At 73.5% G+C, this 25956-nt stretch carries 14 protein-coding genes and 2 pseudogenes; 10 read left to right on the top strand and 6 right to left on the bottom strand.

Going from position 1 to position 25956, the window contains the following annotated elements:
* The first annotated feature begins 129 nt into the window (after positions 1-129).
* The 6 genes and pseudogenes from BMY40_RS28115 (at position 130) to BMY40_RS23585 (ending at position 3533) form a co-directional block, all read left to right on the top strand.
* Positions 130-306: a hypothetical protein gene (locus BMY40_RS28115; protein ID WP_177214107.1), complete on the top strand. Its 177-nt coding sequence runs from the start codon at positions 130-132 to the stop codon at positions 304-306.
* A gap of 361 nt (positions 307-667) precedes the next feature.
* The gene (locus tag BMY40_RS28755) at positions 668-841 is read left to right on the top strand and encodes a hypothetical protein (protein WP_245770280.1); all 174 of its coding nucleotides are present in this window, start codon (positions 668-670) and stop codon (positions 839-841) included.
* Between the two features lie 96 nt (positions 842-937).
* Positions 938-1240: pseudogene (locus BMY40_RS28750) on the top strand (NACHT domain-containing protein); the annotation flags it as partial.
* 124 nt (positions 1241-1364) lie between these two features.
* Entirely contained in the window at positions 1365-1643 is a 279-nt protein-coding gene (locus tag BMY40_RS28745) for a hypothetical protein (protein WP_245770290.1), read from the top strand.
* Positions 1644-1801: 158 nt separating this feature from the next.
* The gene (locus tag BMY40_RS23590) at positions 1802-2407 is read left to right on the top strand and encodes a dihydrofolate reductase family protein (protein WP_093662798.1); all 606 of its coding nucleotides are present in this window, start codon (positions 1802-1804) and stop codon (positions 2405-2407) included.
* 302 nt (positions 2408-2709) lie between these two features.
* Positions 2710-3533: pseudogene (locus tag BMY40_RS23585) on the top strand (IS5 family transposase).
* Positions 3534-4469: 936 nt separating this feature from the next.
* On the opposite strand, the gene BMY40_RS23570 reads toward BMY40_RS23585, so the two are convergent.
* The gene (locus BMY40_RS23570; protein WP_093662796.1) at positions 4470-5735 is read right to left on the bottom strand and encodes a helix-turn-helix domain-containing protein; all 1266 of its coding nucleotides are present in this window, start codon (positions 5733-5735) and stop codon (positions 4470-4472) included.
* A 592-nt stretch (positions 5736-6327) separates the two neighbouring features.
* On the opposite strand from BMY40_RS23570, the gene BMY40_RS23565 reads away from it, so the two are divergent.
* The gene (locus BMY40_RS23565) at positions 6328-7029 is read left to right on the top strand and encodes a helix-turn-helix domain-containing protein (RefSeq protein WP_245770279.1); all 702 of its coding nucleotides are present in this window, start codon (positions 6328-6330) and stop codon (positions 7027-7029) included.
* A 100-nt stretch (positions 7030-7129) separates the two neighbouring features.
* Here the strand turns inward: BMY40_RS23565 and BMY40_RS23560 are convergent, their stop codons facing one another.
* Positions 7130-7648, bottom strand: coding sequence for an RNA polymerase sigma factor (locus BMY40_RS23560; RefSeq protein ID WP_093662794.1), 519 nt, complete (start codon positions 7646-7648; stop codon positions 7130-7132).
* Between the two features lie 62 nt (positions 7649-7710).
* Positions 7711-9075, bottom strand: coding sequence for a phthiocerol/phthiodiolone dimycocerosyl transferase family protein (locus tag BMY40_RS23555; protein WP_093662793.1), 1365 nt, complete (start codon positions 9073-9075; stop codon positions 7711-7713).
* A gap of 431 nt (positions 9076-9506) precedes the next feature.
* Between BMY40_RS23555 and BMY40_RS23550 the strand changes: the two genes are divergently transcribed.
* The 3 genes from BMY40_RS23550 (at position 9507) to ccrA (ending at position 23379) form a co-directional block, all read left to right on the top strand.
* The gene (locus tag BMY40_RS23550; RefSeq protein WP_093662792.1) at positions 9507-18269 is read left to right on the top strand and encodes a non-ribosomal peptide synthetase; all 8763 of its coding nucleotides are present in this window, start codon (positions 9507-9509) and stop codon (positions 18267-18269) included.
* Positions 18262-22077 (top strand): type I polyketide synthase, encoded by a 3816-nt coding sequence (locus tag BMY40_RS23545; RefSeq protein WP_093662791.1) that lies wholly within the window; start codon positions 18262-18264, stop codon positions 22075-22077. Before BMY40_RS23550 ends, BMY40_RS23545 begins: the two co-directional genes overlap by 8 nt.
* A 117-nt stretch (positions 22078-22194) precedes the next feature.
* Positions 22195-23379, top strand: coding sequence for a crotonyl-CoA carboxylase/reductase (gene ccrA / locus BMY40_RS23540; protein ID WP_093662842.1), 1185 nt, complete (start codon positions 22195-22197; stop codon positions 23377-23379).
* A 69-nt stretch (positions 23380-23448) separates the two neighbouring features.
* On the opposite strand, the gene BMY40_RS23535 is transcribed toward ccrA, so the two are convergent.
* The 3 genes from BMY40_RS23535 to BMY40_RS23525 are packed head-to-tail and all read right to left on the bottom strand — an operon-like array spanning position 23449 to position 25925.
* Positions 23449-24150 (bottom strand): 4'-phosphopantetheinyl transferase family protein, encoded by a 702-nt coding sequence (locus BMY40_RS23535; RefSeq protein WP_245770278.1) that lies wholly within the window; start codon positions 24148-24150, stop codon positions 23449-23451.
* 51 nt (positions 24151-24201) lie between these two features.
* Positions 24202-25680: a class I adenylate-forming enzyme family protein gene (locus BMY40_RS23530; protein ID WP_093662789.1), complete on the bottom strand. Its 1479-nt coding sequence runs from the start codon at positions 25678-25680 to the stop codon at positions 24202-24204.
* Positions 25680-25925: an acyl carrier protein gene (locus tag BMY40_RS23525; protein WP_093662788.1), complete on the bottom strand. Its 246-nt coding sequence runs from the start codon at positions 25923-25925 to the stop codon at positions 25680-25682. Before BMY40_RS23525 ends, BMY40_RS23530 begins: the two co-directional genes overlap by 1 nt.
* Positions 25926-25956 lie beyond the last annotated feature (31 nt).

Here is a 25956-nt window from a genome sequence, read left to right as displayed (position 1 = left end):
CCCACAAGGAGTCTGTGCTCTCCTCGGTTCCCGGCCGGCTACCCGCCGTGGTCTCCTCGCCGGTGAACAGGGCGGCACCACCGCGCAGGGAATCCCTACGAGCCACTCCGGGCTGGGCGCGCCCTACCGGTGCAGCGCCTGCAGTGGGCCGGCATCGTCCCTCTGGCCCGGGCGCTGTGGGTGCTCGGCGTGATGTCACTGCTCTGGCCGACGTTCCTCGTGGCCATGGTGGTGCTCCGGGGTGCGGCGGCGGGGGAGGCGGTGGGCGGTTCGTGCCGACCGTCGCCGGTGGTGCCGCCGTCCTGATCGCTGTGGCGTTCGCCCCTGGCATCCACCGTCCGAACCGGTCGGTTCGTCTGATCCTCACCGGCGCCCTGGCCTTCCACACGGCTGTGGCCCGTCGGCGGGCAGTCCTGGCCGGGAACGGCAACCTTGTGGGACGAGGCGCGGGAGGATGGCCGACTGTGAACCGTGGGGGAATGGGCCGGGGACCGGGGAAGTGTCAAAGTGCGGTACCTGCTGCTGTGGGCTCTGGGGGTGGGCGGGGCACTGGCGGCGGCCTGGTACTTCCAGCCGGGCCGCGACAGTCGTCGCGCTGCCGCCCGCCCTGGCCCCGGCCTACCTGGTCTGGAAAGCCTTCTCCCACGATCGGGCCGAGACCACCGCCATGGATCTCGGCACGGTCGCCGACCGGTTGGCGCAGGCGGTGCGCAAGCAGTGGGATGAGGAGGCGGCGGTTCGCCGGATGAACGACCCCTATCCGCTGCCGGTCGCCTGGTGCGCCGCCGACGCCGATCCGGTAGAGCCCTGGAGCCTGCTGACCCAGGTGGCCCGGGCCTGACCCGGAGGCCCATCGGGAGACCCCGCCCGGTGGCCTGCGGATGCCGCGGGTCTGGCGGGCTCGGATGCGCAGATCGGCGAGGCGTTCGCCCGGCGTGTGCCCACCCGTCGCCTGGTGGTCCTGGGTGAACCCGGGTCCGGCAAGACGATGCTCCTCGTCCGCCTGCTGCAGGACCTGGACGCACAGCGGATCGTCGGTGGACCGGTACCGGTGTTGTTCTCCCTGGCCTCCCGGGATCCCCGCCGACCACTGGAGGACTGGCTGGCCGAGCAACTGCGCCGAGACCACCCCGGCCTGCGCGGCTCCATCCCGACGGCCGTGGCCGGGGCAGAGGCGGTCGATCTGGCCCGGGCCCTGCTGGATGCCCGGCTCATCCTGCCGCTGCCGGACGGTTTCGACGAACTCCCCCTGCCCTGCACCCGACGGCTCTGGATGCCCTCGACCGGGCCCTGCCTGCCAAACAGCCTCTGGTGCCGGCCGGCCGGGTACCTACCGCGATGCCGTGCGGTGACCCGGCGTCCCCGTGCGGCTCAACGGCGCCGCTGGCATCCACCTGCAGCCGCTGGACCCGCGGCAGGCGGCCGTCTGTCTGCACCGCGACGCAGGCGGCGACCACACCACCGCCGGCCGCTGGGCTGCCGTGATCGCACAGATGGGCACCGACACCCCCGTCGGGCAGGCGCTGAGCACCCCGTTGGGCCTGTTTTTGGCCCGTACCACCTACAACCCCCGCCTCCGCGCCCCTCAGGGCGGCTTCAGGTTCCGGAATCGCGTGGAGATCATTACCCGACTGCGTGCATAGTGCAATCATGTAGGACTCCACGCCCTCCGAAGCAGTGCCGCTCCGCCGACCTGACCGGCTGCAGCGTCATGGGTTTTCTCGTCACTCCGCAGCGCGGCCGATGAGTTTGTGGCTTCCGGCCGGTCCAAGCTCGTGGCACCCCAGGAAAGGACACCGCCATGTCGGAGCTTCTCATCGACTTCATCACCACCCTCGACGGCTACGCATCGGGAGAGGGATGGCCCGGGTTCTGGGGCCTCGAGGGTCCGGAGTACCTCGCATGGCTCGGCGAGCAGCCCGAGGCCACCTACCTGATGGGAGCGAACACCTACCGCCTGATGTCGGGCTTCGCCGCAGGCGAGGTCCCGAATGGCCAAAACGAGTTCAGGCCCGAGGAAGAGGCGTCCGTCGACGAGCTCACGCAAGCGCCCAAGGTGGTGTTCTCCTCCTCACTCGAGGAGCCACTGACGTGGGCCAACTCCACGCTCGTCCGCGACGACGCCGTCGAGGCGGTCCGCGCCATGAAGTCGAGTGGCTCGGGGCTCCTCAGCACGATCGGCAGCCTCAGCCTGTGCCGGTCCCTGCTGCGTGCCGGACTCGTCGACCGCTTCCGGGTCGTGATGTTCCCGGTGATCACCGGGGCCACGGGCGAAGAACGCATCTACGACGGTTATCCGGACGTTGCCCTCGAGATGATCGAGCACCGTACCTTCGACGGCCGCATCCAACTGGTCGAGTACAAGCCCCGCGTGCTCGAGCATCCGCCGCTCGGCGTCCCTGCGTGACGTCGCCCCGTCCGCCGGTGTGGGCGGCCGCCAGGTTGGCGCCGGCGGCGCGGAGCAAGACCTAAGTGAGCGTTTGGTTCGCATATCGCAGGCTTTGCTGCGGTTTCACCGATCGACTCTTCGGTGGACTGTACCCGGTTTGCGTTGATATGCCACCAACAGCGCTGAGTGGTCACCCGCCGGGCGTGATCCTTTGCCCGGGAGTGCGCCGTCTCATTTAGCGATGCCCCAGCTCGCCCCGATGCCTCCACCACATCCCGTGCGCCCTGCCCACCGACGAAGCCCTGCCGTATCCCGGCAGTATGCAGCCGCGACGACGCTATCCCAGCGACCTGTCCGACGCCCGGTGGGAGCTGATCCGCCCCACCCTGGAAGCCTGGCGAGCGGCCCGGGCCGGCATCCGCCGCCCCACCCACGACCTGCGCGACCTGATGGACGCCATCCTCTACGTCGACCGCACCGGCATCCCCTGGCGCTACCTCCCCCACGACTTCCCGCCCTGGCAGAGCGTCTACGGCTACTTCGCCAAGTGGGAAGCCGACGGCGTCTTCGACCGGCTCACCGGCCTGCTGTGCCGCCTGGCCCGCGAGGCCGAAGGCCGCAACACCGAGCCCAGCGCCTGCCTGCCGGCTCCCAGACCGTCAAGACCTCCGCCACCGTCCACCTCGCCGACCAGGGCTTCGACGCGGCCAAGAAGATCGCCGTACGCAAACGCCACCTCGCCACCGACACCCTCGGCCTGCTTCTGACCGTGCTCGTCACCGCCGCCGGCGTCCACGACTCCACCGCAGGCGGCCACCTGCTCGACCACCTCGCCACCCACCACCGCAGCATCACCAAGGCCTGGGCCGACGCCGGCTACAAGAACACCGTCGTCGAGCACGCCGCCACCCGCGGCATCGACCTCGAAGTCGTCCACCGCACCGCCCCCAGCCGCACCTTCACCGTCCAGCCCCGCCGCTGGGTCATCGAACGCACCCTGGGCTGGCTCATGCACCACCGCCGCCTGGCCCGCGACTACGAAACCCTGCCCGCCCGCTCCGAAGCCATGATCCAAATAGCGGCCATCGACCTCATGAGCCGCCGCCTCACCGGCGAAGCCACCCCCAACTGGCGCGGCACCTGAACCACAAACCAAACGGACAACCGAGAACCAAACGCTCACTTACAAGCGGGTCAGCCGACCGGATCGTCTGTAACGCCCCGGGGCGGGGAGCCGTGACCGGCAGCGTACGGAGGTGGCCAGGCGCTCGTGTTGCCCGCCGGCGCGATGCTGCCATCGGATGCGTTGCCGGGCGAGCCGGGGGCCGATGTCCTCACTGCTCTATCCGACACCACCCCGTCCCCGCCTCGATGCGGGGGCGTGGGTGTCGGTGATGGCTGGGATGCTGCCGGGCATGGACGCGCAGAAGTTCGGGCCCGGCCGGATCCGCCCTGCCGACCACGCCGGCATTCTCTCCGGGCCTGTCTGCCAGGAGCCGGCAGGCGAATGGGTGAGGGCTGTGATGCCGCATTGGAAGGCCGCTGAGGGCTTTCCCGTGCGCTTGGCCGTGCCTGCCCCGGCTGAGGAAGGGACGGGGTGCTGGGCGGGTCTCGGGCCCAGCCGGGCGAGGCGTTCCTGCTGCGCCTCGGTGAGGAGGTTCCAGCCGCGCTGCTGCCGCTCGAGCCATGTGCCGAGATCATCGCCGTTGACTGTGACGTCGGGGTGGATCTCGTCAAGGACATCGGGACCATCCTCCGCGACCAGGTCGCGGAGCACGGCTCAGTTCCTTTGCCAGTTCAGCGGCCAGGGGCAGTCCCAGTTGGAGTCGATCACCCGCTCGGCCGGCTCCTCGCCTGTCCGCCGCCGGTCTCACCGCCGGGCGCCCCTGCAGCATGCACCACATCGCCCTGGACGACCTGCGGGCGCAGGGCGGACGCGTGGCCGCGGGCCGGGGCCCTCGACGACGGCGGCCTCGTCACGTGCGGAGGCGTCACCTCCGGCATCGGCCCGGCGACCCGGCCCCCATCACCGCGGATCCGGAGCCGACGCACCGGGACGCACGCGCCAAGGCGCGACCGGTCACGGACGGCTGCGGACGGATTCCACCGCGCCGCGCGCCGCCGGTACGCACACCTGGGCCAGCGTCGTCGCCAGGGACTGCCAGACGTGGGCTGCCAGGTCCAGGTTCCTCGAGCCCGCGGCCTGGTGACCGAGCTGTTCCAGGGTCGTGATGCCCTCGTCGACGCGCCCGTCCAGGATGGTCAGCCGGCCTTCGAGGACGAGCAGCCGTGCCCGGTCCCGGTAGGGCAGTCGCAGTCCGTCGTCGGACAGCAGGGCGCGGCACAGCGCCCGGGCCTCGTCCAGTTCTCCCTGGTGGAAGGCCAGATGGGCGCGTAACGCGCGCAACTCCTGCACCTGTAAGGGTGTGCCGGTCAGTTCGATGGCCGCCTCGGCCTCGTCCAGCCAGCGCCGGGCCGCCTCCAGCCGAGGTGGTGACATCTCGAGCGCGGCGGCGGTCGCAGCGGTGCGAAGGCGTGTCCACAAGGCCAGGTCGTCCCGGCTCCGGAGCAGGCTCAGTGCCGTCTCCAGGCGGTTCTGTGCGGTGGCGTGGTCACCTTGGCGGTGACTGACCAGGGACGCGGCCCACAGGGCCTCGGCCGTCTGGGAGGCCGTGGCCGCGGGAAGCAGGTCCCGCTCCAGTTCGTGGACGTACCGGTCGGCCGCGTCGAGTCGGCCCATTTCGGTCTCGACGCCGATCAGCACCACGAGCGCGGCCATGGTGTCGGCCACCTGCAGGTCTTCCTCGCGGGCGATCGCCAGCGCGGTCACGGCCGCCGACTCCGCCGTGCGCAGGTCGCCCAGGGCCCGAAGGCAGCGCGCGTACTGGATGTTCGTCCTCGCCCGCAGTTCCGGTGCCGCCAGGAACTCGCTCAACTCGATGAGCTCGCGGAGTCGGCCGCGCTCCCTCTCGTGGTCGCCGTTGCTGTTGTCGACGCGGCTGAGCAGCCACAGCGCGTGCCAGCGGTCGGTGGGTTCGGCGCGCTCGTCGTCCCGCAGCGCGCGGAGCAGGCCGACGGTGCTGTCCGCGCCGGGTGGCGCCGAGGATGCGGCGGCGAGCGCGTGACCGAGGGAACCGCCGCCCAACGGCTCGCTCAGCGCGGACACATCGACGCCGAGCCGCTGGGCGAGGTAGGTGACGGCGCGCGGGGTGGGCCGGCGTTCACCGGACTCCAGCCGTGACAGGTACCCCGTCGACATGCCCTCGCCGACGACCGCCGCCTGGCTCAGCCCTCGTTCGAGTCTGAGCTTCCTCAGCCGTCGCCCGAAGTGCGGCTGCCCGAGCATTCCCACCCTCTGATCCTCTGAGGTCACCGTGAGTCCGCTCCCTTCCACGTGTTTCGCGGGCGGCGTGCGGAAGTTGTCCGTATTTTATGAACCGCCGACGGTGGGGGCAACACAGTTGCAACCGCGAGACATCCAGGTAATTTGCCGGTTTTTCCCCTGCCCGTTACCTTTCCGGTCCCTCGGGAGTTGGTTGCGGCCGTCCGAAATAAGGCCCGGATAAAAAGATTTGGCAATGCGCCGGTCTCATCAGGCAAACCCTTGCCAAGGACGTTGCCCGGCTTTAGCCTGCAAAGTGCTGCCGACCTGATGCGACCTCGCCCCTCGTCTCCGGAGGTTTCCGTGCCCCCTCGCGCCCATTCGGGCTCGTTATGGAGGTCGACCACACGGCTGGTCGCGACAGTCGCGTCTGGATCCGGAGGTGTTGACAGACGCTTCCGCGGTCGCGGCGGCCGCTCCGGCAGTCCACACGGGCATGGTGGTGCCTCCTGAGGACCTCAAGCGGGCAACCCGAGGGACGAAGAGCCCTGACAACGTTATCCGATGGTCGTGACGCGATCCCAGCCCCCCACGCGCACAGAAGGGCGCTACGTCTGTGGCCACCACGAGCAGCACCGCCTCCTTCCCCTCTTCCCTTTCCTCCCCCGGCCCCCGAAAGGCAGCCGCTGACTCCGCCGCCCAAGCCGTGCCGCAGGACGCCCGTGACAGCCGACGGCGTCGCACCTACACGACCCACGCCTCCACCCGGGGCACCACCGTCGCCGCCGCGGAGGAGGAATTCGCCGGGGCGTTCGGCCTGAGTCCGGGCGCGATCTGCGGCCGTGACCTCTGCGACCTCCTCCTCGCACCGCCGCCCGCGAGCCTGCGGCGCCGGTTCACCGATCTCACCGAAGGCCGGTCGAACCGGTTCACGGAGCGGGTGACCGGCCGGGACGGTGCCGGCCGGACCTTCTCCGCGAACCTCACGGCCATAGCGGTCGCCGGCCCCGACGGTCCGGCCGGACTGGTCATCCTGCTCCGCCACATCGGGGACGCCGATCCGGCGGAGCCCAGCGGCCTGCAGACACTCAGCGAAATCGACGCGCGCGTACTCGAAGGAGTGGCGGGCGGCGCATCGACGGTGCAGTTGGCCAGCCGCCTCTACATGAGCCGTCAGGGAGTCGAATACCGGGTGGGGCGGCTGCTGCGCAGGTTCGACGCTCCCAACCGCCCCGCGCTCGTGGCGCGCGCCCATGGGCTGGGCATGTTCGCCATGGGGCAGTGGCCACCGTGCGTCCTGCCGGATTTCGTCGAGTAGCCGCTTCGTGGTCCCCTCCGAGGCGGCTGCCGACGGTGTGCACCGCCGGCAGCCGCCTCGGCACCGGTGGCCTGCACCGGCCGGGCCCGGCCGGTACGGACTAGGCGGCCGAGGGCAGCCAGGCCTCCCGGAACCGGCAGCGGGCCCGGTGCAGACGGGACCGGACCGTCCCTATCGGCAGGGAGAGGACCCGCGCCATCTCCTCCTCGTTGAGCCCGTAGGCGCGCAGGGTGAGCACCTGCCGGTGGGAGGTGGAGAGTCGTTCCAGTACGTCGCTGATGTGCACGGCGTCCAGCGGGTTGGCCTCCTGGCCCGGGTCGACCTGCACGTAGGTTCCTTCGTCACCCGCGCGTTTCGCGGTGCGGACGGCCTCGCGGAGCGTCACCGCACGCACCCAGCCGTAGAACGCGGCCGGCTCGCGCAGGGTGCGCAGACCGCGGTAGACGGCGAGGAGCGCCTCCTGGGTGGCGTCGGCGCCGTCGTCGTGGGTGACGGATCGGCAGAGGCGGGCGACGTACGGCGTGATCTCGGTCAGCAGGTGGTTCATCGCCTGCTCGTCGCCCGACTGGGCTCGGGGCAGCAGCGCAAGGGGGGTGGGGATATGGCTGACGGTGCTCATGTGGGGGAGTGCTCCTTATGGCAGCCGATGCGGTCGGGCGCGGTGGGCCGGGGTGGCCGTCCTCACCGGGCGTTCGCGGGCGCGGGCAGGGGCTCGGAGACGTCCGTGAAGGCGAGGAGCCCGGTGAGGACGTCGTCGCGGAAAGCCCGCATGAAGGAAGGGCTGAAGCAGGCGGTGAAGTGCGGGAACTCGATGGCGAGCCGCCCCCCGAAGGAGACCACGCACGCCATGACGGGACTGCGGCCCGCCTGCGGGAAGTAGTCCTCACGGGCGGGCACCAGCCGGACGTCGGTGGCGTGCAGTCCGGCCGGCAGCCGGGGACCGGGGACGACGCCCATGTTCGTGGCGATCACGGTGGCCAGTTGCAGGGCCGGGTTCCGGGGGATCTCCGGCGTGATCCGCATCTCGTGATATTGGTCCGCGCGGGCGATGAAGTCGCGCAGCCGGATGTGGACGGTGCGCGCCAGCGCCGTCGGGTCGGTGTCCGTGGCGACATCGACGGTCTGCAGGTGGGTGGTGACGGCCGGGACCATGACCGAAGCGGGAAGCGGCGGGGACAGCCGGGACCGCAGGTCCACGGGGGACAGGCAGCCGAGTGTGCGGGGGCCGTCGCCCTCCAGGCGACGCCGTGCCGTCGTGAGCAGCGAGGCGGCGACGAGGGAGTGCACGGACAGACCCGCCCCGCGCGCAGTCCGCCGCAGCCGGGTGGTGCGCTCCTCGTCGAGGGTCAGCCGGCACACCTCGATGTGTCCGTCGCCGGCCGGTTCCGCGCCCGGCCGGGCGCCGGTGCCGGCCGGACGCGGCACGTCGTAGGGCACGAGCTGGACGGGGTACCGACGCACCTCCTCGACGCGTCGCTCCAGGTAGGCGGCGGTGGCCGCCGGGTCGGCGTCGGGCAGCAGCCGGCTGACGGGCCGCGGCCAGCCGGGGGAGTCCGCGCTGTCCCCGGGGACGCCGGCGGCCGAGCCGGCCGCGGCCGCTTCCCCCTTGTCCGCACCGCCCTCGACCAGGGCCCGGTAGTGATCCCAGAGGGTGTTGTGCACGGCGATGCTGCTGTGCCCGTCCGTGACCGTGTGGTCCACGACGAGGACGAACAGATGGCGGTCGCCCTCCGGCGCGCTCACCAGGACCGCGCGGCTGAGCGGGCCTCCGACCGGCAGGGGAGTGTTCAACTCCGCCGCGTAGGCCTCCTCGCCGCCGGTGCGGGTGATCAGCCGGGGCCGTTCGTCCTCGGTGAGGAGATGCAGCGCGAAGCCCTGGCCGTCCGGCGCGATACGCGCGCGCAGCGTCGGGTGGGTCTGCGCGACGGCGTCGAACGCAGCGGACAGCGCCCCGGCGTCGACCTGTCCGCGCAGGGTGCAGGAGAGCACCGCTCTGCTTCGCTGTCCGACGTACAGCTTCTCGACCGGACACAACGCACGGTGCATACCGCCAGCCTTCTTTCCTTCGATCTCATTTTCCGCTTCAGGGGGTGGTGAAACATCGTCACTGCCGGGGCTCGAGCGCCCGACGCCCGTTCGAGAGTGCAACGCCGGGGGCCGGTGAATCCACCCGAGGCAGAGGGTCGGACGAAAGTCGCGGGAATTCCTTGAAGTCTGCCGGTATCGCCGCTATCCCGGTCCTCGCGTTCTTCAGGGAAATACCTGAATTCCCGGCGCGGGACCGGTCCGGGCTTGATCGGCTTCGGCCCCTCGTCGCACCCTGGGGGCACTTGCAGGACCGGCGGTGGGGCCGTGCCGACCCCACGCTCCCGGTGTGCGCCCCCCTTCCCCGCTCCGTGGGCCGAGGCCGCACCCCTGTCCGCCCGGCCGGGCCGTCCCGGCCGGGACATCACGACTTGCCACGTGAGGGTTGTGCCATGTCACTCCACGAGGAGTCACTCCGCGAGGACGACCACCAGCCGCTGTCCGGAGCCCAGGAGGGACTCTGGTACGCCGGACGGCTCGCGCCCGACAGCGCCGCGTACAACACCGCAGAGGCGGTGGAGATCCACGGGGCCCTCGACACCGGCCTGTTCGAGAAGGCCCTGCGCCGGACCGTGGGCGAGGCCGACACCTTCGCCCTGCGTTTCCTCGACACGGACGACGGCCCTCGCTGCCACCGGGCGCCGGACGCGGACGACTGGGCACTGCGGCGGATCGACGTCAGCGACGCCGACCGCCCCGAGAACGCTGCCTGGGAGTGGATCCGCACGGACCTCGCGACGCCGGCGGACCTGGACAAGGGGCCACTGTTCTCGCACACCCTGCTCACCCTCGCCCCCGACCGGCACTTCTGGCTGCTGAGGGCCCACCACATCCTGCTCGACGGCTACAGCTACAAGCTCCTCGGCCGCCGCCTCGCCGACACTTACAACGCGCTGGCCGAGGAGCGCGAACCCGCCCCGACCGTCTTCGCGCCCGTGAGCCGGCTGCAGACGGAGGAGGCGGCCTACCTCGCCTCCGAGCGCTGCGCCCGCGACCGGGCGTACTGGTCCCGGCGGCTGGCCGGACTGCCGGAGCCCGTGCGGCTCACGCGCCGCACCGCCGCCCCCGTCGCCCCGTTCCTGCGCCGCACCGTGGAGCTGGGGAGCGCCGACGCACAGGCCCTGGCGGACGCGGCCACCCGGCTCGACGTCACGCGCACCGACCTGCTGACCGCCGCCGTCGCCGTCTACCTACACCGCATGACCGGTGCCGACGACCTCGTGCTGGGCATGGCCACGATGAGCCGGCTGGGCAGCGCCGCCCTGCGCACTCCGGGCACCGCCTCCGACGTCCTGCCGCTGCGCGTGGCCGCCGACCCCGGCACTGCCGTCGCCGACCTGGTCCGGGCGGTCGCCGACGAAGTCCGGCAGTTGCGCCGGCACCAGCGGTACCGGGGCGAGTTCATCCGCCGCGACCTGAACCTGCTGGGCGCCGGGCGCCGACTGTACGGACCGGTGCTGAAAATCGTCCCGTTCACCGAGTCCCTCGATTTCGGCGGCCGCCCGGCCACCTGGCACCACCTCTCCGGCGGTGCCGTCGACGACCTTCAGATCACCGTGCGGCCCGGGACCCGGCCCGACGGGCTGTGGTTGGCCTTCGACGCCAACCCCGCCCTGTACGACGAGGACGAACTCGCCCTGCACCGCGACCGGTTCCTGGTCCTCCTGCGCCGACTGGCTCAGGCCGCGCCCACGGCACCCGTGGGGGACCTGGACCTGCTGCTGCCCGGTGAGCATCCGCGTGACCTTCCCGTGCGGGACCTCCCGGTCACCGCCACCCTCACCGACCTGTTCGAGCGGCAGGCCAGGGACTGGCCGCGGCGCATCGCGGTGACGTACGAGGGCGAACGGTTCACCTACGCGGAACTCGACGCCGAGGCCAACCGCCTGGCCCGGCTCCTGGCCGAGCGTGGCGCGGCCCCGGGCCGGGTGGTGGCGCTGGCACTGCACCGGGGCATGCGGCTGCTGCCCGCCCTGCTGGCCGTCCTCAAGACCGGCGCCGCCTACCTCCCGCTGGACCCCGGTCACCCGGCGGAACGCCTGCGGCTGGTCATGGACGACGCGGCACCCGTCCTGCTCCTCACCGAGACCGACCTCGCCCAACATCTCACCGGCGGCGTCCCCACCGTCGTCCTGGACGACCCCGCGGTCGAGGCGGACCTCGCCGCCCGCCCGGCCGGCCGGTTGACCGACACCGAGCGTCCGGGCCCGACGAGCCCGTCGGACATCGCGTACATCATCCACACCTCCGGCTCCACCGGCCGTCCCAAGGGCGTGCCCGTCCCGCACGCCAACGTCGTCCGCCTCTTCGCCGCCGCGGCCGAGCGGTTCGACTTCGGCGAGACGGACGTGTGGACGCTGTTCCACTCCTACGCCTTCGACTTCTCGGTGTGGGAGATCTGGGGCGCGCTGCTGCACGGCGGCCGGCTCGTCGTCGTTCCGTACGCCGTCACCCGTTCGCCCGGGGACTTCCTGCGGCTGCTGCACCGCGAGGGCGTGACCGTACTCAACCAGACGCCGTCCGCCTTCGAGCAGCTCATGGACGCGGACGGCGAGCAGGAGCCCGGCAGCAGCCCGGACCCGGCGGGCACGTTGCGCTACGTCGTCTTCGGCGGTGAGGCCCTGCGCCCCGAACGCCTGCGGCCATGGGCCGACCGGCACGGTCTCGAAAGCCCGGCGCTGGTGAACATGTACGGCATCACCGAGACCACCGTGCACGTCACCCACCACCGCATCGCCCCGGCCGACCTTACGGACCCCCGCCGAAGGAGTGTCATCGGCAGGCCGCTGGCGGGCCTGCGGGTGTACCTGCTGGACGCCGCGGGCCGGCCGGTGCCGCCGGGCGCCGTCGGCGAGATGCACGTGGCCGGGGCGGGCGTGGCCGCCGGGTACCTCGGCCGGCCCGAGCTGACCGCCGAGCGGTTCCTCGCCGACCCCTTCGGCCCGCCCGGTGGCCGGATGTACCGTTCCGGCGACCTGGCGCGGCGCCGCGCCGACGGCACCCTTGAGTACTTGGGCCGGGCCGACCAGCAGGTGCAGCTGCGCGGCTTCCGCGTCGAACCCGGCGAGATCGAAGCCGTCCTCGCCGCCCACCCTCGGGTCTCCCGGGCCGCCGTCGTCGTACGCCGTGCCGACAACGGCGCCCGGCAGCTTGTCGCCTACACGGTGTCCGCCGGGCAGGAGCCGCCGAGTCCGGTGGAGCTGCGCGCCCACGCCGCCGCGCACCTGCCCGACCACATGGTCCCCGCGGCCTGCATGAGCCTCGACGCGCTCCCGCTGACCGCCAACGGCAAGCTCGACACCGACGCCCTGCCCGCGCCCGACTTCGCCGCCGCCGCGGCCGGCGCCCGCCCGGAGACCCCCCGGCAGAGCCTGGTGTGCGCCCTGTTCGAGGACGTGCTGAGACTGCCGCGCGACACGGTGGGCGCCGACGCCGACTTCTTCGACCTGGGCGGCGACTCCCTGCTCGCCACCCGCCTGCTGGCCCGCCTGCGGCACGAGACCGGGGTCGAGGTGCCCGTCACCGCCCTGTTCGACGGCCCGACACCGGCGGCGCTCGCGCAGCGGCTCGCCGACCGGCCGGGCACCGCTCCCGACCGCCCGGCACTCGGCGACGTCGACCGTCCGGAGCGCGTCCCGCTGTCCTACGCCCAGGAACGCATGTGGTTCCTGAACCGGCTCGACGGCGCCGCGGCCACGTACAACATCCCGCTGGTCGTGCCGGTCGGCTCCACCGTGGACGCCGAGGCGCTGGAGGCGGCGCTCGGCGACCTCGCCGACCGGCACGAGAGTCTGCGCACGGTGTTCGCCGAGCAGGACGGTGTACCCCATCAGCGGATCCTGCCGCCGGGGGAGCAGCGCCCGCGGCTGCGCCGGGTGGACTGCCCGGCCGACGAGATCGCCGCCCACGTCACCGCGGCCTCCCTGCACCGCTTCGACCTGACCGGCGAAAGCCCCCTGGCCGCCTGGCTGCTGGGGACCGGGGAGGAGCGGACGCTGCTGCTGGTGCTACACCACAGCGCAGCCGACGGCTGGTCGCTGCGCCCCCTCGCGGACGACCTGTCCGCCGCCTACATGGCGCGCCGGGAGGCCCGGGCCCCGGCATGGGAACCACTGCCGGTGCAGTACGCCGACTACGCCGTCTGGCAACGCGCCCTGCTCGCCCCCGACCCGGACGGCGGAGGACGGCTGGAGCGGCTGACCGCCCGCTGGGGCGAGACGCTGGCCGGTCTGCCCGAGGAGTGCACGGTGCCCGGCGACCGGCCCCGTCCCGCGTCCCCGCGCGGCGGCGGCGCCCATGTCACCGAGACCGTGGACGCCGCACTCCACCAGGAACTGCTGAGCCTGGCCGAGAGTGAGGGCGCCAGCCTCTTCATGGTGCTGCACGCCGCGGTGAGCGCCCTGCTCACCCGCTGCGGAGCCGGCGAGGACATCGTCGTCGGCACCCCCGTCGCGGGCCGCTCCGAACCCGCCCTGGACGACCTGATCGGGCTGCTCACCAACACCCTCGCCCTGCGTGCCGACACCTCCGGCGACCCCGCCTTCCGGGACCTGCTCGCCAGGCTGCGCCCGCACGACCTGGCGGCACTGGACCACCAGGACCTGCCCTTCGACCGGCTGGTGGACGAGCTGAACCCGCCCCGCCGCCCCGGCCGTCACCCGCTGTTCCAGGTCATGCTGGCGCTGCAGAACAACGAGCCCGCCGTGCTCCGGCTGGACGACCGCGAGGTGCCGTTGCGGCCCACCGCCACCGGCACCGCCAAGTTCGACCTCTTCGTCGACGTCCTCGAACGGCACGGTGACGACGGCGCGCCCGACGGGCTCGACCTGCACATCGAATACGCCACGGACCTGTACGACACTTCCACCGCCGAGGGGTTCGCCCGCGCCCTGCGGGAGTTGCTGCGCGCGGTGTGCGCGGACCCGGACCGCAGGATCGGGGATCTCCCGGCGCCGCCCCCATGCACCCCGGCCGCGTCCCGCGTGGCCGACGCCGCCGGGACGACGGACACGGCCCTGTCCGTGCCCGGCATCCGCGACGCGGTCGCCCTGCCCGGCCCCGACGGCGAATCGCCGCACCTGTACGTGGTGGCGGGCCGCGCGGACGCCGCCGAGCGCGTCGAGCGGATCCTCGACGAGGCCGGCCACGGCGCCGTCCGCGTCACGGCGGTCAACGCCCTGCCCCGCACCGCCGACGGGGCGCTCGACACCGGCGCGCTGCGCGCTCTGCCGCTGGTGGACCGCACGGCCGCCGAATCCTGGCGGCAGCGACTCGCCCGTGTCCCCGGTGTCCGCACGGTCGAGGCCGGGGTGGAGGCCGTTCCGGAGGAGCTGGGCCACCGGCCCGCCGGCCCCCCTCGCCGCACCGCCCCGTCGGCACCGGCCGACGGCCCGCGCACCGCGACCGGGGCCGTCCCGGCGCTGAGCGAGGGGCCGGAGCTGACCGAACCGACCGTGCCCGGCTGGGCGCAGGCCCTCGTCCGCGCGGCCGAACACGGCCACGGCGACATCGTGCACGTGCACGCCGACGGCAGCGAGACGCGGCACGGTTACGCGTCCCTGCTCTCGGAGGCGTCCAGGGTCCTCGCGGGACTGCGGCGGGCCGGACTGCGCCCCGGCGACCAGGTGATCCTCCAGTGCGACGCCACCGAGGACTTCCTCGCCGTGCTGTGGGGCTGCGTCCTCGGCGGTTTCGTCGCCGTCCCGCTGACCGTCCCCGCCTCCTACGCCGCCTCCTCGGCGGCACTGACCAAGCTGGAGGGCATCTGGCGAATGCTCGGTCGGCCCTGGATGGTGTGCTCCGCTGACCTGGAGCCCGGCCTGCGCGACCTGGCGGCCCGCCAGGGCTGGCCGGGGCTTCGGCTGACGACCGCTGACGCGCTGCGGGAGGCGCCCGAGGACCGCGACTGGTACGCCGCCCGGCCCGACGACCTCCTCCTGATGCTGATGACGTCCGGCAGCACCGGCCTGCCCAAGGCCGTGCGCCTGACCCACCGCAACGTGCTGACCCGGTCCGTCGCCACCGAGCAGATGAACGGGCTCGGCGAGCGGGACGTCTCCCTGAACTGGATCCCGCTCGACCACGTCACCGGTGTGGTGATGTTCCACCTGCGCGATGTGTACCTGGGATGCCGGCAGATCCACGCGCCGACCTCCTGGATCCTTCAGGACCCGCTGCGCTGGATGGACCTCGCCCACCGGCACCGGGTCACCGTCACCTGGGCGCCCAACTTCGCCTTCGGGCTGCTGGCCGAGCAGGCCGACCGCTTCCGGGACCGGGAGTGGGACCTGTCGCCGATGCGGCTGGTGATGAACGCCGGTGAGGTCGTGGTGGCCGCGGCCGCCCGCCGGTTCCTGCATACGCTGAAGCCGTTCGGGCTGCCGCAGGGCGTGATGCACCCCGGCTGGGGCATGTCGGAGACCTGCTCGGTGGTCACCGACGCCGTGCTGCCGGCCGAACCGCCGGGCACCGGCGAGACGTTCGTCAGCTGCGGCCTGCCCTACCCCGGCTTCGCCATGCGGATCGTCGACGAACACGGCACCGTCCTCACCGAGGGCGACGTCGGCCGGCTCCAGGTCCGCGGCACCTCCGTGACCGGCGGCTACCACGACAACCCGGCGGCCAACGCCGAGGCGTTCACCGACGACGGCTGGTTCGACACCGGCGACCTGGCATTCCTGAGCGACGGTGAGCTGTACATCACCGGCCGCGCCAAGGACGTCATCATCGTCAACGGCGTCAACCACTACAGCCACGAGATCGAGGCCTGCGTCGAGGAACTGCCCTACGCCGTCCGCAGTTTCACCGCCGCGGTCGCGGTGCGCTCCGACCCGTCGGCGGCCACCGACGAACTCGCCCTGTTCGTCCACCTCGCGCCGGAGCACGACCCCGCCACCGCGCTGCGGGAGATCGCCGGCAAGGTGACCCGGGAGATCGGCGTCAGCCCCGCCTTCCTCGTGCCGGTCGCCGCCGACGACGTCCCGAAGACGGAGATCGGCAAGATCCAGCGGACCAGGCTGCGCAAGAGCTTTGAGGCGGGCGCCTTCGACGGCGCGATCCACGAGGCCCAGCTGCTGCTGGGGACGGCCGCCACCCTGCCCGACTGGTTCCTGCGGCCGGTGTGGCAGCGGGCCGAGCGCCACCGCCCGCGCGCGGCGGCGGCCGGCCGGCACGTCCTCGTCCTCGCGGGCGGCGACCCGCGGGCACAGGACCTCGCCGGGCGCCTCGCGCGGGCGCTGCGGGCCGACGGCGGGCTGTGCACCCAGGTCACCGACGGGGCGTCGTACGCCCGGCAGGACGCGGCCCACCACCGGATCCGCTTCGCCGAAGAGGCCGACCACAAGGCGCTGCTGCGGGCCCTCGAATCCGACGGGCGGCCGGTCGACGCCATTGTGCACCTCGGCGCGCTGCACACCGGCGCGACGGCCGACCCGGCGGCCGCCCAGGCCGCCACCGCCCCCTTGATCGCGCTGGCCCGGGCCCTCGCCGGCCGGCCCGCCGGGCAGGCCGGGCCGGCCGGCGAGGGCCCGGTCGACCTGCTGTACGTGACGGCGGGCGCCCAGGCGGTCACCGCCGAGGACCGCCCCTCCCCGGCGCACGCCATGGCCGGCGCTGTGCTGAAGTCGCTGCGGGAGGAGCTGGGCGGGCTGCGGTGCGTCCATCTGGACCTCGACCCGCGAAGCGACGAGGACCCCGTACCCCTGCTGCTCGCCGAGGCGGCCAGCACCCCCGCCGACACCGAGGTCGCCCGCCGGGGCGGACGGCGCCTGGTACGCCGGCTGGCCCCCCTGCCAGAGTCGGCACCCCGTGCCGAACCGCCCCCCGCCGACGGCTTCCACCTGGTTAGCGGGGGACTGGGCGGCGTCGGGACCGAGCTCGCCGCCCACCTCCTGCGGACGCCCGGCACCCGGCTGCTCGTCCTCGGCCGCACCCCGCTGCCCGTGGAGGACGCCTGGCCGGGGCACCTGGCCGCCGGAGGGCACCCGGCCGCCCGCATCGAGGCCTACCGGCGGCTGCGGGAACTCGGGGAGGTGCGGTACGCGTGCGCCGACGTGACCGACGAGCGACAGGTACGGGACGCCGTCCGCGCGGCCGCCGAGCACTGGGGCGCGCCCCTGGTGTCCGTACTGCACCTGGCCGGGACCCTCGTCGAGCGCCCCGTCGGCGAACTGGACCCGGCCGCCTGGCGCGAGGCCCTGGACGCGAAGGTGCGCGGCGCCTGGACCCTGCACCGGGCGAGCGCGGACCATCCGGTGGGCTCCTTCGTCACCTTCTCCTCGGTGAACGGCTACTTCGGCGGCGCCATGAACACCGCCTACGCTGCCGCCAACGCCTACCTCGACGCGCTCGCCTCGCACCGCCGCGCCCTCGGACTACCCGCGCAGAGCCTGGCCTGGAGCATGTGGCGCGAGCGGGGCATGAGCAGCGGCTACCGGCTCACCCCGCTCACCGAGGCCCGCGGCTACCGCGTCCTGGACACCGCCGCCGCGCTGCGCTCCTTCGACCTGGCCCGCACCCTGGACGAACCCCACCTGCTGATTGGCGCCGACCGCAGCGCCCCCTGGGTCCGCAGCCACGTCCTCGAACCGGCCCGGCAGGTGCGGCGACTGGCCGGACGCGTCGCCCTGGAGGAGGGCGCCGACCTCGGCGCGCTGCACCGGGCCGCCGCCGAGGCCGCCGGCGGTGACCACTGGGTGCTGCGCGCGGCCGGCGGCGCCGAGCATTCGGTGGCGCCCTCCGACGATGCGGGGGAGCGGCTGCGGGCGCTGGAGAGCCGACTCGCCGGCCTGTGGCGCGAGGTCCTGGGCCGCGACCGGGTCGGCCCGGACGAGAACTTCTTCGACCTGGGCGGCAACTCGCTGCTCCTGGTCACCGCCCAGAGCGCGGTCGAGGGGGCCTTCGGGTGCGAACTGCCGGTCGTCGACCTGTTCGCGCACCCCACCGTGCGCGACCTGGCCCGCCACCTGTCGACCCTGACCGGGCCGGAGGTCCCCGAGGCCACGGGTGCCCCGCCGACGGTGGACCCGCAGGCGCCGTCGCCGATCGCCGGGGCCGGGCCGAGCGGCCTGGACCGCGCCAAAGAACGAGCCCAGCGGCAGCGCTTGGCCCGCGCCCGCCGCTCCGCACGGCACGGGAAGGACCGAGGCCATGCCTGAGACCCCCCAACCGCAGGACGAGCAGGCCCCGGTCGTCGCCGTGATCGGCATGGCGGGCCGCTTCCCCGGCGCGGACGACCTGGACGCGTTCTGGGACAACCTGGCCGCCGGACGCGAGTCGGTGCGGCCCGTCACCGACGAGGAGTTCCTGGCCGCCGGCGGAGCCGAGCGCGACCTCGACGACCCCACGCTGGTCCGCATGGCGTCGGTCATCGAGGGAATCGACCGCTTCGACTCCGGGTTCTTCGGCTACAGCCCCGCCGAGGCGGCCGTCATCGACCCCCAGCAGCGGCTGCTGCTGGAGACGGCGTACCACGCACTGGAGGACGCCGCGGTCCTCGGCTCCGGCGCCGCGACCGGTACGTTCGGCGTGTACGCGGGCAGTGGCGACAGCCGCTACTACCCGGCTCACGTCCATCCGCGGTACGCCGGGCAGCCCGGATCGGTGGAGCTCGTGCACGCGGCCACCGCCAACTCCCTGGGCACGCTCGCCACCCGCGTCTCCTACGAGCTGGGGCTGACCGGCCCGAGTCTGTCGCTGCAGACGGCCTGTTCCACCGCACTCGTCGCCGTGCACACCGCCTGCCAGGACCTGCTCGACTACCGGTGCGACACCGCGCTCGCCGCCGCCGTCTCCGTCAACCCCTCGGCGCTGCTCGGCTACCGCTACGTGCCCGGCGGCCCCTTCTCGCCCGACGGGCACTGCCGGGCGTTCGCCGAGGACGCGGCCGGCACCTCCTCCGGCGACGGCGTCGGCGCCGTCGTCCTCAAACGGCTGGAGGACGCCCTCGCCGACGGCGACCGCATCCGCGCCGTCATCCGGGGCAGCTCCGTCAACAACGACGGACGCCGCAAGGTGGGCTTCAGCGCGCCCAGTGCCGCCGGCCAGACCGAGGTCATCCTCGCGGCGCAGGCCCAGGCGATGACGGACGCCGGCACCATCGGCCTGGTCGAGGCGCACGGCACCGCCACGCGCCTGGGGGACCCGATCGAGGTCGCCGCGCTCACCGAGGCCTTCCGGCAGTCCACGCGGCGCCGCGGCTACTGCGCCCTCGGTTCCGTGAAGACCAACATCGGCCACCTCGGAGCGGCCGCCGGCATCGCCGGGCTCATCAAGGCCGTCCTGGCCCTGGAGCACCGGCGGATCCCGCCGAGTCTGCACTTCGAACGGCCCAACCCGCACATCGACTTCGCCGCCGGCCCGTTCCGGGTCCCCACCACCCTGGAGGACTGGCCCGCGGGCGGACACCCCCGGCGGGCCGCGGTCAGTGCCTTCGGCATCGGCGGCACCAACGCCCACGTCGTCCTGGAGGAGGCGCCGCCCACCGCGCCCGCCCCGCCCCGCCCACCCGCGGACGGCCGCCGCCTGGTGCTGCCCCTGTCCGCGCGTACGGCCGGCGCCCTGCGCGGCCAGGCCGAGGTCCTCGCCCGTCACCTCGAAAGGCGACCGGAACTGCGCCTGGACGACGTCGCGCACTCCCTGCGCGCCGACCGGCCCGCGCTGCGCCACCGCCTGGCCGTGACCGCCGCCTCCCGCGAGGAGGCCCTGTCCGCGCTGCGCGGCGCCGTGCCCGGCACGCCGCCCCTTCCGGACGAGCCCGCCCGGGTGGCGTTCCTGCTGCCGGGCGGCGGCACGCAGTACCCCGGCATGGGCGCGGAGCTCTACCGCGAGCACGACGTCTACCGCGACACCGTCGACGAGTGCGCGCGCATCCTGCGCCCCGTCCTCGGCGCCGACCTGCGCGATGCCCTGTTCGAGCGGCGGCAGGCCGACAGCACGAACACGTTCCTCGCCCTGGTGGTCACCGAGTACGCCCTCGCCCGCACTCTCATGGCGGCGGGGGTGCGCCCGGACGCGCTCATCGGCCACTCGCTCGGCGAGTACACGGCCGCCTGCCTGGCCGGAGTGATCGACCTCGGTGAGATGCTGCCCCTGGTCACCGAACGCCTCCGGCTCATCAGCTCCGCGGGCGGGGCGACCGTCGGGGTGGCGGCGCCCGTGGAGGAGGTGCTGCCGCTGCTCGACGAGGAGCTGTCCCTCGCCGCGGTGAACGGCCCCGCCGCCTGCACCGTCGCCGGGCACGACGACGCCGTCACGCGCTTCGAGGCCGAACTCACCCGGCGGGGTGTCCCGTTCCGCCGGCTGCGCATACCGGTCGCCGCCCACTCCCACGTCCTGGACCCGGTGCTGGAGACGTACGAGAAGCACCTGCGCGGCGTCACCTTGCGCCCGCCGCGGATCCCGTTCGTCACCAACGTCACCGGCACCTGGATCACCGACGCGCAGGCGACCTCGGTCCAGCACTGGATCGACCACACCCGCGACACCGTGCGCTTCGCCGACGGCGTCACCGCCCTGTGGGAGCGCCGTCCCGTCCTGGTGGAGATCGGGCCGGGCGACACCCTGACCAAGCTGGCCGCCGCCCAGCTCGCGGAGCACGCGCCGGTGACGGTGACCACCATGCGACACGCCAAGGCCGACGCCGACGACGGGTTCGTCCTGGCCGAGGCACTGGGTCGGCTGTGGAGCGCGGGCGTGGGCACCGCGCTCCCCGAGGTGCCGGGCACGCCCCGGCGCGCGCCGCTGCCCGCTTACGCCTTCGAACGGCACCGCCACTGGATCGACGCCCCCGGCGCCCGCACGGACCCCGGCGCGCCGGACACCGGGACCGCGGCGGACGCCGAGCCGGCCCTCGGCCCGCGGCCCCGCCTGACGACCGAACACGTGCCCCCGCGCACCGAACGCGAACAGGCCGTGACCCGCCTGTGGGAGGAGACCCTCGGCATCGGCGGCATCGGCGTCCACGACAACTTCTTCGACCTGGGCGGCGACTCGATGCGCGCCGTCCTGCTGGCGGGCCGGCTGCGTCAGGCCGACGTGCTCGACGTGCCCGCCGCGGCCCTGCTGGCCGCGCCCACCGTGGCCGGGCTCCTGGCGGCGGCCGACGACACCGGAGCGCAGGAGCCGAGCGGCGGCAGGAACGCCCTGGCCCCGCTTCTGCCGCTGCGGACCCAGGGTGAGGCCGCACCTTTGTTCTGCGTCCATCCCGGGGCGGGCGTGTCCTGGCGCTACACGGGACTGCTGCCCCACCTCGGCGGCGACCAGCCGGTCTACGGCATCCAGGCCGCCGGCCTCGACGGCATCCGGCCGCCCGCGCCGGACGCGGCGTCCATGGTCGCCTCCTACGTCGACCTCGTCCGCGAGGTGCGACCGCACGGCCCCTACCGGCTGTTGGGCTGGTCCTACGGCGGTTTCGTGGCGCACGCGATGGCCTGCGCCCTGCAGGAGCGGGGCGAGCGGGTGGAACTGCTGGCCATGCTGGACGCCCCCCGGCCGTACGGTACGGAGTACGACGCCGCGGCGGTCGAACGGCAGGTGGCGTCCCTGCTGGCGAGGGTGGCCGGCCTTCCCGCCGAACGGGGAGCGGCCGACGTGCCGGACGTGACGGCCGTCCTCGCCCGCGTCGACGCCGGCCTGGCGGCCGATCCGACGAGTTCGCCGGTCACCCGGGCCGAGGCCGAGGCCATCGCCGCGGTCATGCGCAACAACCTGCGCATCGCACCCCAGTTCGCGCCCGGCGTCTTCCGCGGCGATGTGCTGTTCTTCAGCGCCGCCCGGGAGGAGGCCACCGACTTCCCCGGCGACCTGGCCGTACTGCCCGACAAGATCGAGGGCTGGCGGCCCCACGTCGAGGGGACCCTGCACGACCACCGAGTGCCGTGCGGGCACTACGAGATGACCGAACCCGAGCCCATCGCGCTGATCGGCGCCACGGTCGCCAAGGCGCTGCGCGAGGCGCCCCACTGACCGACCGGCCCCCGCCCCTGTCCGCCTCCCCGTCCCGAGCGGGACTCGACCGTCCAGGAGCCCCATGTGACCGCGACCACCACCCAGGACCTCTACGAACTCGGTGACGCGCCCGAGATGGGCACGGTGCCGAAGAAGATGTACGCCTCGCTGATCCGCCGCGAGCGCTACGGGCGGCCCATCGACGCCTTCCGCACCGAAGTGGTCGACGTACCCCCCGTCGGGCGCGGGCAGGTGCTCGTCAAGGTGATGGCGGCCGGAGTCAACTACAACAACGTCTGGGCCGCCCTGGGACATCCACTCGACGTGATAGCCGCCCGGCAGAAGGCCGGCGCCACCGAGGATTTCCACATCGGCGGCTCCGACCTGTCCGGCATCGTGTGGGCCGTCGGCGAGGGGGTGCGGGACGTCCGGCTGGGCGACGAGGTCGTCGTGCTGGCCAGCCGGTGGGACGAGTCGGCCGAGGACATCCGCCTCGGCGCCGACCCGGCCTTCTCCACCACCCAGCGCGTGTGGGGGTACGAGGAGAACTACGGCTCCTTCGCGCAGTTCGCGGTTGTCGACGACTACATGTGCCACCCGAAGCCCGCCCGCCTCTCCTGGGCGGAGTCCGCCTGCTACATGGCGACGGCGGCCACCGCCTACCGCCAGCTCTTCGGCTGGGAGCCGCACACGGTCCGGCCGGGCGACCCGGTGCTGATCTGGGGCGGGGCCGGCGGCCTGGGCAGCATCGCCATTCAGCTCGTGCGACACGTCGGCGGCATCCCCGTCGCCGTCGTCTCCGGCGAGGAGCGCGGGGAGTTCTGCATGAAGCTCGGCGCCCGGGGATGGATCGACCGGCGCGAGTTCGACCACTGGGGCAGGATGCCGGACACTTCCGACGAGGCGGCGATGGCCCGCTGGCTGGCCGGTGCGCGCGCCTTCGGGCGGCGTTTTTGGGAGGTGCTCGGCGAGCGCCGCGGTCCGCGGATCGTGCTGGAGCACTCCGGCGCCGACACCATCCCCACGTCCATGTACCTGTGCGCCAACGGGGGCATGGTCGTCATCTGCGGCGGGACCACCGGCTACAACGGCGACGTGGACCTGCGTTTCCTGTGGATGCGGCAGAAGCGGCTGCAGGGATCGCACGTGGCCAGCGCCCGTGAGGCCCGCGAGGTGACCCGGCTGATCGACCGGGGCTTCGTCGACCCGTGCCTGTCGCGGACGTTCGGCTTCGAGGAGATCGGCCTGGCGCACCAGCTCGTCCACGACAACCGTCACCCGGCGGGTAACATGGCGGTCCTGGTCAACGCACGGGCGTGAGGTGACGGTGGCCCCTGCCCCGCGCTCGACGCGCGGGGCAGGGGCCACCGTCGCCTCAGTGGCCGTCGGTCAGCGGCCGGCCCAGCCGAGGACCGTGCTGAACACGCCCGCGCCGACCGCCACCGCCTCGACGTGCACGGCGAAGGCCGGGTTCGTCCGCGTCTCGATCCGGAGCCCCTGGGCGAGCGGCTGCGCCCGCAGGTCGCGCAGGCTCCTCAGCATGCCGTCCGGCAGCGCCCGCGGCCCGGTGTGCAGGGCTTTCCACGCGGCCTCCTTCGCCGAGAACAGCGACGTCACGGACCACGGCGCCGTCCCGGACGGGGGAGCGTGCAGCAGCGCCTCCTCGTCGTCGCGCAGCACCAGCCGCACCGCCTCGGCGGGCAGGGGGCGCAGTTCCAGATCGCAGCCGAGGGGGAGGTCCCGGCCCGGCGCCCGGGCCACGGCCACCGCGACGCCCGCGCTGTGCGCGATCGACGCCGCCCGCCCCGGCGGGAACCTCGGCAGGCGGCCCGCCCGCGGGATCTGCCCGCACTCCAGCCCCACCGCGCGCAGCGCGCGCCGTGCCGCGAGCCGGCCGGCCAGGAACTCCAGCCGGCGCCGCGGCGGCATCGCCGCGGCCGCGGCCTCCTCGGCGGGTCCGGCGGGGACGGCCCGGGGGTCCGAGACGACGGCGAGGCCCAGCCCGAGCCCGGCCGACGCCCACGCGGGTCGCGGCGGGAACAGCCGGGCGGCCACCTCGCCGTACGGGCCGGCCGCCGCGCCGGGGAACACCTCCGGAAGACGGCCGGCCGTCGGAGGCGGGTACTGCCGCGGGCGCACCCGTCAGGCCCGCAGCAGCTTCTTGACGATTTTTCCGGCGGGATTGCGGGGCACCTGCTCGATGAACTCCACCCGCCGCGGGCGCTTGTAGGGCGCGAGCTGCTGCCCGACGTGCGCGAGCAGGTCCGCGGCCCGCGTGCCCGGCTCGGCGACGACGTACGCCAGAGGCACCTCGCCGTAGTCGTCGTCGGGCATGCCGACGACCGCGGTGTCCCGGACCGCCGGGTGGGACATGAGAGCGCGTTCGATCTCCGAGGGATACACGTTCTGGCCCGCCCGGATGATGACGTCCTTGGTGCGGTCCACGAGGTGGATGCGGCCTGCGTCGTCGACGAATCCCAGGTCACCGGTCCTGATCCAGCCGTCGAGGACGATCTCGCGCGTGGCCTCGGGGTCGTTCCAGTAACCCTGCATCACGCCCGGTCCGCGCACGACGATCTCACCGATCCCGCCGCGGGGCAGTTCCCGTCCGGCCTCGTCGACCGCGCGGGCGGACATGCCGGGAACGACGCGTCCGCAGGGGATGCGGGCGGTGACGTCCCCGGGGGCCGGGTGCTCGTCGGGGCCGAGGGTGACGAAGGGCCCGCCGACCTCCGTCATGCCGTAGACCTGCCGGAAACCGCAGCCGAGGCGCTCCACGGCCTCGGCGTACACGTCCAGGGGCATGGGGGCGGCGCCGTAGAGGATCTCCCGCAGCGAGGACAGGTCGGCGCGTGCGGTGCCCTTGGCCTGGAGCATGAAGCGGAGCATCTGCGGGACCAGCCACATGTGGGTCGCGCGGTGTTCCTCCACCGCGGCCAGCGCCCGCTGCGGGGTGAAGCCGGGCATGAGCACGACGGTGGCGCCGGCGGCCAGGTAGGTCAGGGACACCACCATGCTGCCGTGGTACAGGGGGCAGCAGTTGACCATGACGATGTCGTCGGTGGGACGCGCCACGGCCAGCCAGCCCAGGGCGATGGCACGGAACGAGGCGCTGTCGACCGTGACGCCCTTGGCCTGCCCGGTGGTCGCGGAGGTGTGCAGCACGGCGATCGGGTCGGTGTCGGCCACCTCGGGCAGGTCACGCTCGGTGGCCGGGGCGCCCAGCGCCTTGAACGCCGGCTCGTCCAGCGCCGTCCTGATCCGCACCGATGCCGGCAGCTCGAGGTGCCGGTCCAGCAGGTCCGACTCGCCGAGGACGGCCACCGCTCCGACACGTTCGACGATGCCGGCGACCTCGGGCACGGCCAGGCTGTGGTTCAGTGGGACGAACAGCGCGCCGAGCCGGGCGAGCGCGAAGTAGGTCTCCAGGACCTCGACGCGGTCCTTGGACAGCACCGCGACGCGGTCGCCGCGCCCGATGCCCAGATCGGCCAGCCCTCGCGCCAGTTCGAGCGTACGGTCATGGAACTGCGACCAGGTGATCCGGCGCTGCTCGTCGACCAGCGCCAACCGGTCGGGCCGGCACTGTCGGTTGCGTTCCAGCAGCTGCGTCAGCCACATCACGCACCGCCGGCGCCGGAACGCTCGGCCACGAACCGCTCGTAGTCGGCGATCGTGCGCAGCTTCTCCATGTCGTCGGCGGTGATCTCCACGCCGAGCCGCTGCTCGACGAGCAGGACGAGACGCACCAGGTCGCCGGAGTCGATGCCGCTCGCGGCGAGGTCGACGTCGTCACCGACCCGCTCGGCGTCGGCGAACTCCGTGGTACCAGTGAGTTCGACCAGCAACTCCCTGATGGTGCTCATGCTTTCCCCTTCCGCCACGGCCAGTGGCCGT

Origin of the sequence: Streptomyces radiopugnans (assembly GCF_900110735.1) — a bacterium.
Classification (GTDB): Bacteria; Actinomycetota; Actinomycetes; order Streptomycetales; family Streptomycetaceae; genus Streptomyces; species Streptomyces radiopugnans.
This window is presented reverse-complemented; position numbering and strand designations above follow the sequence as displayed.